At 47.1% G+C, this 9,422-nt stretch carries 8 protein-coding genes; 4 read left to right on the top strand and 4 right to left on the bottom strand.

Features of this window, described 5'->3' with window-relative positions; genetic code table 11:
* Nucleotides 1–839: 839 nt before the first annotated feature.
* A complete protein-coding gene (locus tag HHL16_RS17285) occupies nucleotides 840–1,844 on the top strand; it encodes a hypothetical protein (protein WP_169426426.1) in 1,005 nt (334 codons plus the stop codon).
* A gap of 58 nt (nucleotides 1,845–1,902) precedes the next feature.
* On the opposite strand, the gene HHL16_RS17280 is transcribed toward HHL16_RS17285, so the two are convergent.
* Nucleotides 1,903–2,388 carry a DUF4442 domain-containing protein gene (locus HHL16_RS17280; protein WP_169426425.1) on the bottom strand — a complete coding sequence of 162 codons (486 nt, stop codon included), beginning with the start codon at nucleotides 2,386–2,388 and terminating at the stop codon, nucleotides 1,903–1,905.
* A 50-nt stretch (nucleotides 2,389–2,438) separates the two neighbouring features.
* Nucleotides 2,439–2,879, bottom strand: a complete 441-nt coding sequence (locus HHL16_RS17275) for a GNAT family N-acetyltransferase (protein ID WP_169426424.1) — start codon at nucleotides 2,877–2,879, stop codon at nucleotides 2,439–2,441.
* A 263-nt stretch (nucleotides 2,880–3,142) separates the two neighbouring features.
* Between HHL16_RS17275 and HHL16_RS17270 the strand changes: the two genes are divergently transcribed.
* From HHL16_RS17270 to HHL16_RS17260, 3 genes are all read left to right on the top strand, one after another.
* Nucleotides 3,143–4,969, top strand: coding sequence for an alkaline phosphatase (locus HHL16_RS17270; protein ID WP_169426423.1), 1,827 nt, complete (start codon nucleotides 3,143–3,145; stop codon nucleotides 4,967–4,969).
* A gap of 42 nt (nucleotides 4,970–5,011) precedes the next feature.
* Nucleotides 5,012–6,523, top strand: a complete 1,512-nt coding sequence (locus HHL16_RS17265; protein WP_169426422.1) for a PLP-dependent aminotransferase family protein — start codon at nucleotides 5,012–5,014, stop codon at nucleotides 6,521–6,523.
* Between the two features lie 92 nt (nucleotides 6,524–6,615).
* Complete coding sequence (locus HHL16_RS17260; RefSeq protein WP_169426421.1) at nucleotides 6,616–7,509, top strand: haloalkane dehalogenase; 894 nt, start codon at nucleotides 6,616–6,618, stop codon at nucleotides 7,507–7,509.
* A gap of 76 nt (nucleotides 7,510–7,585) precedes the next feature.
* Here HHL16_RS17260 and HHL16_RS17255 read toward each other — a convergent pair whose 3' ends face one another.
* Together HHL16_RS17255 and HHL16_RS17250 are read right to left on the bottom strand one after the other, a co-directional pair.
* Nucleotides 7,586–8,656: a cytochrome c peroxidase gene (locus tag HHL16_RS17255; RefSeq protein ID WP_169426420.1), complete on the bottom strand. Its 1,071-nt coding sequence runs from the start codon at nucleotides 8,654–8,656 to the stop codon at nucleotides 7,586–7,588.
* Nucleotides 8,653–9,405, bottom strand: coding sequence for an MbnP family protein (locus HHL16_RS17250; protein WP_169426419.1), 753 nt, complete (start codon nucleotides 9,403–9,405; stop codon nucleotides 8,653–8,655). Before HHL16_RS17250 ends, HHL16_RS17255 begins: the two co-directional genes overlap by 4 nt.
* Nucleotides 9,406–9,422: the final 17 nt, after the last annotated feature.

The following is a 9,422-nucleotide window of genomic DNA, read 5'->3' as shown; positions in this document are numbered from 1 at the left end:
AACAGAGAAGTTAAGCCCCTTATGGCCGATGGTACTGCACAACAATGCGGGAGAGTAGGTAGCTGCCATATTTATTACGAAAAAGCCTTGCAATCTGTTTTGCAAGGCTTTTTTGTTTTTATACCCTGCCAACTCCCTTTTTTGCGCGCTCTCCTGAGATCCGCTTACCTCACATGCACTGTCCCCGCTGTTTTTACTGTCTGCCCTGGTAGGGTGGTCCCTTTGATTGCAGATCAAACCAGCTATGCTGCCTGTGGTCCTTTACTGCCTGCTGGCTGAGCGATGGGCTTGCCTGTGCTGCTGCGCTATGTTCTCCTCCCTCCCCCCTGAGAGCTGCGTATAGCCGCGACTGTTATTGCATCACCCAATACCAGCCCTCTCCCTGCCCCCCCGAAGCCAGCTGCACACATCACTTACTATACAGCAAGACTACGACAGACAAGTCACTATTATCCCCTGTCCGCGAAGGAGACGGATCAGCGCTCTTCCTGCCTCGCCCCTGAAACAGCCAAACAATCTCCACCACCAACTATCTTTATAACTACACCACAGAGGCAGACAAACACTGGTTTACAGTACACCACGGCAACTGCTCCCCAACCTTTATCGAATGCAATATTGCTACTATGCAGAGAGGCAGATAATCACAGAGCGTACAGATAGAATGCTACATGCATCTACAGTAGATGCTAACCCGAAGATCTTGCAACACATAGGTACTCCGGCAATACAATACCACTGCTCAGGCACCATACCCTTTAATGTAATCGTAACCCTATATCGGACCATCCGCCTTGCAACCCTTTCATCTTTCTGGTAACTTTACAAAAACCATCTACATGAGGATTTTCATATACCTTACCCTTGCCACTTTATTTTCATGGCCAACCACCGCATCCGCACAACAAAAAGCCCCCGATTGGTTATTCAACTGGATCAACGCCTGGGAACTCATCAACAAAGACTTGCTCAAACAGCCTCCTGTTGAACCGCCTGCCATGCTTTTCTATGATAACGAATACGTATACACGAATTCCGTAGTTTCCGCTCCCAACGGCACTTCTATCGATGGCCCTGCTATCTACGGAAAAAATATCCAGTGGCGAAAAGCAACTCACGCCGATTCGATCATGCTTCCAAACGGACAAACAGTCCCCGTTCAACTCATGAGTTTTGCCGGCCCCGTCGGAAACGGAGGCACCTTCTTCGTTATGGCAGCTCCTGCATTCTGGGAGAATGCCGGTGTAAAAAGCACGCTCTTTAATTTGGATATGATGCTTACCGGTGTATTCCTTCACGAATTCGCTCACTGCCGACAATACGAAGGTTTCGGCAGACTTATCGATAGCATCGAACAAAAACACGCATTCAAAACTGTGCCGCTCAACGACGATATCGTTCAGGGATATTTCAAATCAGACAGCGCCTATGTAAAATACTTCCGCACCGAAACCGAAATGTTCTACTCATCTATCCTTCCTCCAAAAAAGAACATGGGAAAGAAGTTTGTTGAAATGGGACTCGGAATGATCGAATCAAGACAGCGCAAATACTTCACAGGTGATACCGCCATTCTCCAGCCACTCGACAATATCTTTCTATCGATGGAAGGATTAGGTCAGTACGTTGCCGTATCCTGGCTCTGCCATAAACAAGGTGGAAACCTCCCACTGGCTACTGCTGTAGAAGGATTCAGAAGAAAAAGAAATCAATGGTCGCAGGAAGAAGGACTCTCTATTTTTCTTGCACTCGGCCGATTCGCGAAACCCGGATGGATCAACAAACAGTTTGGAACAAATCCCACTGATGTTATTCAATTACTGAAAGAAGTGGTAGGAAAATAAAGTGATCAACTATAAACGAAGCAGCATGTAATATAACCGTTACATGCTTTTTTATTGCTTATGCTTTTGCCTTGAAACTCCAACTGAACCTGAGTTCTGCGATTTTTTCACCTGCTTCATTTCTACCCACCGACAATGCGGTGAACGTCTGTGGTTCTCCTGTACTCACAGCAGTTTCAACCACCTGCCGCATCGCCTGCGCATCTTCACAGGTGAAATAAGTGCGGCCGGTTGCCTTCTTGAAATACTCCGCTTCCATTTTTACTATGAGCATCGATATTGCCGGACGACGTTTATAGATCAGGCTCATGGCCAGCGCGCCGGTACTCAGTTCGGCGGCCATTGCAAGACAGGCAAAATAGGTACTTCGGAAAGGATTTTGTGTTCCCCATCGGTAAGGCACCGATACCACACAATGATGGGTGTCCATCTTTCGTATGCGAACACCGGAGAAGAACGCTGCCGGCAGCTTCATCAGCAGAAACAACCTCAACTTCAACGGATGGTTGGCCAGTCGGATGAATTCCTGTGAAGCATCAGCCATATGTTCATGGTTTGATTGAACACTAATTTACTGCATATCCCTGCAAATTGCTACTGTTTCTGCAGCTCCATATGTATGAGAGGGAATGGCTTGCCCGATCCGTCCAGTTCAGAACGTCCCGTTTCTACAAAACCCATATGACGATAGAAACTCAATGCCTGCAGATTCGCTTCGTTCACATCTACTTTGGTTACACCAAGCTGATCGATGGCATGCTGCAACAACTCCTTGCCAACTCCGCTGCCAATAGCATTCGGTTCCACAAACAGCATTTCGAGTTTGTTATTCAACACTCCCATAAATCCCTGGATCTTTCCGGATTCGTCTCTGATGCAGCTCAGCTGAACAGCATCGAGATAGATGTTCAGGATCTGAGCCCTGAAATACTTTATAGGCTCTTCTTTGAGAAAATGATGCGTTGCACGCACGGATCTCTCCCAGAGTTCTGTGAGCTCCAGGTATTCAGAAGAGGATACTGAGGAGATTTTCATGTAACAAATATAGGGTAGGGAACTGCAATCCGGCTTGCCGGCAAAGAAAAAAGTAGGGACCGGCCTGCATATTTCTTCCCATACTTACCCTTATTAACTTCCTGTTCACCAATACTTAAAACTTACATTACATTAAGGAAACATTGCATGGCTAGTTTTGAGGTTTTTATAAAATGCAAAATCGTCGTATATTCTCCATGCGCAGTACTACCTCGCCAGTCGGCCCATTCAATCACATTATCCATTATATCTCAACTCCACGTATGCGCGCAATCTTTTATTTGCTGCTTCTCGGCAGTTTTACTGCCCAGGCTCAGCCAGCTGTTTATTCCAGTTCCAACGCTCATTCGCATAATGATTATGAGCAAACCAATCCCTTCTTCGATGCCTATCGCCAACAATTCGGAAGTATTGAAGCAGATGTTTTTCTCGATTCCGAAAAAGATGAATTATGGGTTGCGCACACTGCTGCCGATCTCGCAAAAAATAAACGGTCGCTCGACAGTCTCTATCTGAAACCGCTGGCAACCTACATCCGCAGCAATCAGGGAAATGTATGGTCCGATGCATCGCGTCGCCTGCAGTTGATGATCGATCTCAAAACTGCCGCCATTCCTACACTCAATTTGCTGGTGAAAAAATTGCAGCAATATCCTGAGATCACCGCATGTTCCAATCTGAAGATCGTTATTTCAGGCAGCCGCCCCGATCCTTCACAATTCAGCAGCTATCCGGCTTTCATCTGGTTCGACGGAAATATCGGCACCAACTACAGCGCTGCTGCATTGAGCAGAATCGCTATGTTGAGTGCTCCTCTCACGCAGTTCACTCCATGGAACGGAAAAGGAAGGATTCCCGAAAACGAACTTAAGCCACTCGAACTGGCTATCAGCAAAGTGCATGAATTGCAGAAGCCTGTCAGGTTCTGGGGTACAGCCGATAATATCAATACATGGTATACTTTGATGAACCTCAAAGCAGACTTCATCAACACCGATCAGATTCAACCCATGGCCGATTTTCTCGGCAAGCTGAACAAGAATTTATCTGTTGGCAGTCAACCACACGAAGTGTATACACCTACTTTCAAGTCTGATGGCGTACACAAAAAAGTGAAGAATGTAATCCTGCTCATTGGCGATGGTATGGCCCTGCCTCAGATCTATGCCGGTTACACTGCCAACAGAGGAAAATTATCCATCTTCAACATCCGCAATACCGGTCTTTCAAAAACGAGTTCACACAATCATTTCATCACCGACTCGGCGCCCGGTTCCACTGCTTTTTCTTCCGGTGTAAAAACCAATAATCGTTTTGTTGGTGTCGATCATACAGGCGCGAAACTTCCTCTGATCCCTGAGATCATTCATCCGCAAATGGTGAGTGGCATTATCACAGCTGGTGACATTACCGATGCTACTCCGGCTGACTTCTACGCACACCGCGCAGACAGAGACAGTTCCGCTGCCATTCTCCACGATCTCACCGGATCTCCTGCGAAACTGGTTATGGGATCCGGGAATGATAAATACAATGCAGAACTCGCAGCGGCTATCAAAAAAAGCGGCTTTACTGTTACAACTTCCCTCGACAATGTTGTTGCCAATAACGCACAAAGATGGGTAGTGATGGATCCTGTTGCCGGCAAACCCGCTGCCGAAGGCCGTGGAAACTGGCTGGGAAAAGCGCTTGATAAATCCATCGAAGTGTTGAATAGATCCGGCAAAGGATTTTTCCTGATGGCCGAAGCTGCACAGATCGATGATGGAGGACATGAGAACAATCTCCCTAAAGTTGTTTCAGAAATGCTCGACTTCGATCAGGTGATTGCAAAAGCATTGCAGTTCGCAGATCAGGATGGCGAAACGCTCGTGATCATTACTGCCGATCACGAAACCGGTGGACTTACATTGCTCGAAGGTGATTATGCAACCGGTATTGTTGGTGGTCACTTTTCTACCGACGATCATACTGCTATACCTGTTCCTGTTTTTGCTTACGGCCCACAGTCCGATCTCTTCAAAGGTGTATACGAAAACATCGAAGTGTTCAACAAAATCATGCAGGCGCTGGGATTGAAAAAGAAATAGGAATGCATTACCTTGCTGCAACACTCATTCAATCTAAGTTGCATGGCAAAGGAGCGCTCCGGAAATATGCTGGCTGGCATCCGCCTTTCGAGAAATTCTGATCAGCCGCTGTACATGCAATTGTACGCGCAGCTCAGAGATAAGATCAAAGGCGGACAGCTGCAGCCTGGCGACCGCATTCCATCCAGCCGTGCTTTCTCCATCGAACTGGGCGTATCGCGCATCATCGTCAGCCAATGCTTCGAGCAATTGATCATGGAAGGATATTTCGAAGCCAGGACCGGCTCCGGAACATTTGTTGCAGCAGTACTTCCGGAACAATTGCTGCAGGTTAGAAATGGTCAATCACCTGCAACAAAAAGCAGGGAAAAAAATAACAGGCAACAAAATACCACTCCGCGCACAGACACAACCGCCATCATCCTTGGAAGCAGAATCGAAGACAATCCTTTCCAGATCGGACTTCCGGCCCTCGATAAATTTCCTTTTCAGACCTGGCAGAAAGTGGCTGCCAATATTCTGAAGCAACTCAAACAATACCATCTCGGATACGAAGACTCTTTCGGATACCCAGGTCTGCGTCAGAAGATCGCCGACTACCTGCGCGTTGCACGCGGTGTGAACTGCGATGCAGATCAGGTAGTGGTTGTTACCGGCTCGCAACAAACACTGAACCTGGTGTTGCAGGTATTGTTGAAACCCGGAGATAAAGTTTGGATCGAAGATCCCGGTTACTACGGAGCCAAGCTCGCCTTCGAGTATACACAAATGAAGCTATGTCCCGTGCCGGTTGATAAAGATGGGATGAATGTAACATACGGCATACAACACTTCCCCGATGCAAAGCTGGCCTACGTTACACCTACGCATCAGTTTCCACTGGGTGTTACACTTTCCGATAAAAGAAGGCAGCAGTTACTGCAATGGGCACACGAAAACAACAGCTGGATACTCGAAGACGATTACGACAGCGAGTACCGATACGAAGGATTGCCCGCTCCCTGCCTTCAACATTACGATCAACATGCGAGAGTGATCTACACCGGCACTTTCAGCAAAGTGTTGTTTCCCGGCCTGCGGCTTGCTTATCTCGTTCTTCCCTCTTCCGAAATGATCAAGCCATTCAAGAAAATAAAAGAAATCGTCGACAGACAATCACCCGCACTCGAACAATACATACTGCACGATTTTATGGAGCAGGGATATTTCACCCGGCATATCCATAAAATGCGATTGCTGTATGCCGAAAGAAGAATAGTGCTCATGCGATTGCTGCAACAGCAATTGACCCCTTACCTCGATATCATCGACATGGGCTGTGGCATGCATCTCGTTTGCAAATTGAACCCGAAAGTAAACAGCGAACTGCTGAAGAATGAGATCAGGGAGCGTAAAATAAAAGTCTCTTTCGTTGATAATTACACATTGCAACATCCTCAGCAACCCGCCATACTGCTGGGTTTTACCGCCTATACACCTTACCGCTTGAAAATAGCCACAGAGAAGTTGCGCGAGTGTTTCGAGATTGCTTCCGGCAATAACATGGCACAGTAAGGCCACTTCAAAAGTGGTCTGCACGTACTGAACAAAATGGATATAGCCACCCGTTTTACTGCGAATTAGTTTTGTTGTACAATCAAAAAGCAATGACAACAAACAGCAAAACCACCATCCCATCCATCAGTTCTACTGATAATCTTCCCCGCAAAAAAGTTAAAGTGCTCGATATCGAAATGAGTTATGTAGATATCGGAGAAGGCGCTCCGGTTGTGTTCCTGCATGGCAATCCTACTTCGTCTTATCTCTGGAGAAATATCATTCCATGGCTGAGCGATCACAAACGTTGTCTCGCACCCGATCTCGCCGGAATGGGACAATCCGGAAAAGTGCCCGGAAACAAATACAAGTTTCAGGATCATGTAGCCTACCTCGACGCATGGTTCGAAGCCGTTGGTCTTAAAGAAAATATTACACTCGTTCTGCACGATTGGGGCTCCGCCCTTGGCTTCCATCGCGCCTATCGTTTTCCTGAACAGATTAAAGCCATCGCCTATATGGAAGCGATTGTTCAACCCCGCCTCTGGAGCGACTTCCCGGCCGGAAGAGATCAGCTCTTCAGAGCCATGCGTTCCGAAAAAGGAGAGACGATGGTGCTGAAAGAAAACTTCTTCATCGAAACAGTGCTCCCCAAAAGTGTACTCCGTAAATTGACCGACGAAGAAATGGACGCTTATCGTGCACCTTTCAAAGAAGAGGCAGACAGATTGCCTACACTCATCTTCCCAAGATCATTACCCATCGATGGAGAACCAGCCGACATCGCAGCAATTGTTGAACGCTATGGACAATGGATGGCCACCAACTCCATCCCAAAACTACTCATTGCTGCAGAGCCCGGAGCCATTCTCGTTGGCCGTGCGCTTGAATTTGCCAGAACATGGCCCAATCAGCAGGAAGTAATGGTACAGGGCATCCACTATATTCAGGAAGATTCTCCTGCCGAGATCGGCGCAGCACTCGAAAGTTTTCTCTGCAAGTAATGAATGGGTTATCCGGCTGGTGTAAAGATGATTCCCTGAAACCCTTGTCTGAAGGATGTTTCGGGGAATCTGTCAATTACTGATGTATGTTTCCGTTGAACTCCGGAGCCACCAGTCGTTTATCTTTCAGGAAAGAAGAATCCGTCAATGTATGAAGAAATGAGATCACCAGATAAACATCCGTCTTTTCCAATGGCGCTCCATTTCTGATCAATGAATCTGTACGAAGATCAGCTGCGTTGAATCCGGCAAAGTGATTGATGGCTTTCGCCAATCCCCAGTACCGGCCATCGTGCATGTAAGGATTTGTTCTCGCAACATTCCTCAGGCTCGGCACTTTGAATTTCAACGAATCTTCAGGAAGACCGGTGATGCGCATCCTTCCCAGATCATTCAGAAATGTATCTACTGTGAGACCGATATTCCGGTAACTGAAATCTGTAAGCAGCGGTTCCGTATGGCAACTGGCACATCGTGCACGGAATATCTGATATCCTTTGTACTCCATATCCGTGAACTGCACTTTTCCCAAACGCATCTGATCGTATTTTGAATTGGCCGAAGTGAGACTGCCTGTGAATTGTGCCAACGCTTTCAGTATGCGTTGGCTGGTGATGGTGGCATCTCCGAACGCTGCTTTGAACATTCTTGTGTATGATGTATCGGCCGACAATTTTGCAATGATGCTGTCTATCCCCGACGCCATTTCATTGCTGGCAGTGATTGGTGCAAGCGGCTGCACTTCGATATGATTGATGCCGCCATCGAGATGCAATTCTTTATGCCATGCCAGATTGAAGAGCGGTGGCGCATTGCGCAGGGTGAATTGATTGTTGTCTCCATGGCTCAGCAAATGCTCGAAATCGGAGAACGCTCCGTGTTGCTGATGGCAGGAAGCGCAGGCGATGTAATTGTCTTTCGATAAACGTCCTTCATAAAAAAGACGTCTTCCAAGATTGAACCCCTGCTGTGTAAGCGGATTGTTTTTGAAAGTATACACTGGTGGAGGAAACCCGTATGGGATCTCCTGTTTCAGCGGATCGGCGGCATAAGATCTTACTTCATTATCCGGCACGAAAGATTGCATCAGCCAGCTGCCTCCAAACATCGCTACAATAAGAACCAATATCACAGCACGTGCTTTCATGGCTGTTTGATTGAATGGATGAAAAACAGTTGCGCATAATTCTCTGCATATTTCACCGCCAGTGCACCTGGTGTTGTGCAGGCAGGTTGATCAGCAATTTTCAGTGGATGTTTTGCGTAAAACCATTTGTCGAGATCCGCATGGATAGCCACTTTGGCCATACCGCTGCTTTTTACCTGCACAGCTTTGGCCGGGACTTTCAACGCGATCAACTGCTGGACAGCGTGCGGCTTTTTGTATCCACCGATATGATATTCGATCAGATGATGAGGGAGTTTGCTTAGGGGAGAACTGCCTTCGAGCTTCGCCATTACATACCCGGTATTCCATGTCCAGAACATATCGTTCAATGGATCGAGCGCTCCGGTTTGCGCACCACTCGTATTTCGCAGACTGTCTACCCCAAGGAGGAAACTGATTGTATCATATCCTCCCGCAGGTACAACCACGCGAATGGATTTCGAAGCAGGCTCTGCCTCATTCACCAGAAAATAGGTATCGGGCAGTCTGTATTGTTTACCCGTTGCCGAATTGCTTACCACGATATTGCTCACGTAGTACCGGAATTTCGTAACAGTGAAGGGCTCATTGAAATGATTGAGGTAGGTACTGTCTGAGTGCAGAATCTTCTTTCCTATAAAATGATGGAACTGCAGTTCCAGAAAGCCTTTCGGAGCGTCAGGCCGATGCAGTCTGTTGGCAGCAGTTAATGAAACAAACAGCAATAAAAGGATAAGGGCAGGTCTCATATACCCAATATATTAAA

Origin of the sequence: Pseudoflavitalea sp. G-6-1-2, from assembly GCF_012927185.1 — a bacterium.
Classification (GTDB): domain Bacteria; phylum Bacteroidota; class Bacteroidia; order Chitinophagales; family Chitinophagaceae; genus Pseudobacter.
Note: the sequence above shows the minus strand (reverse complement) of the source record. Positions and strands in the feature narration are given on the sequence as shown.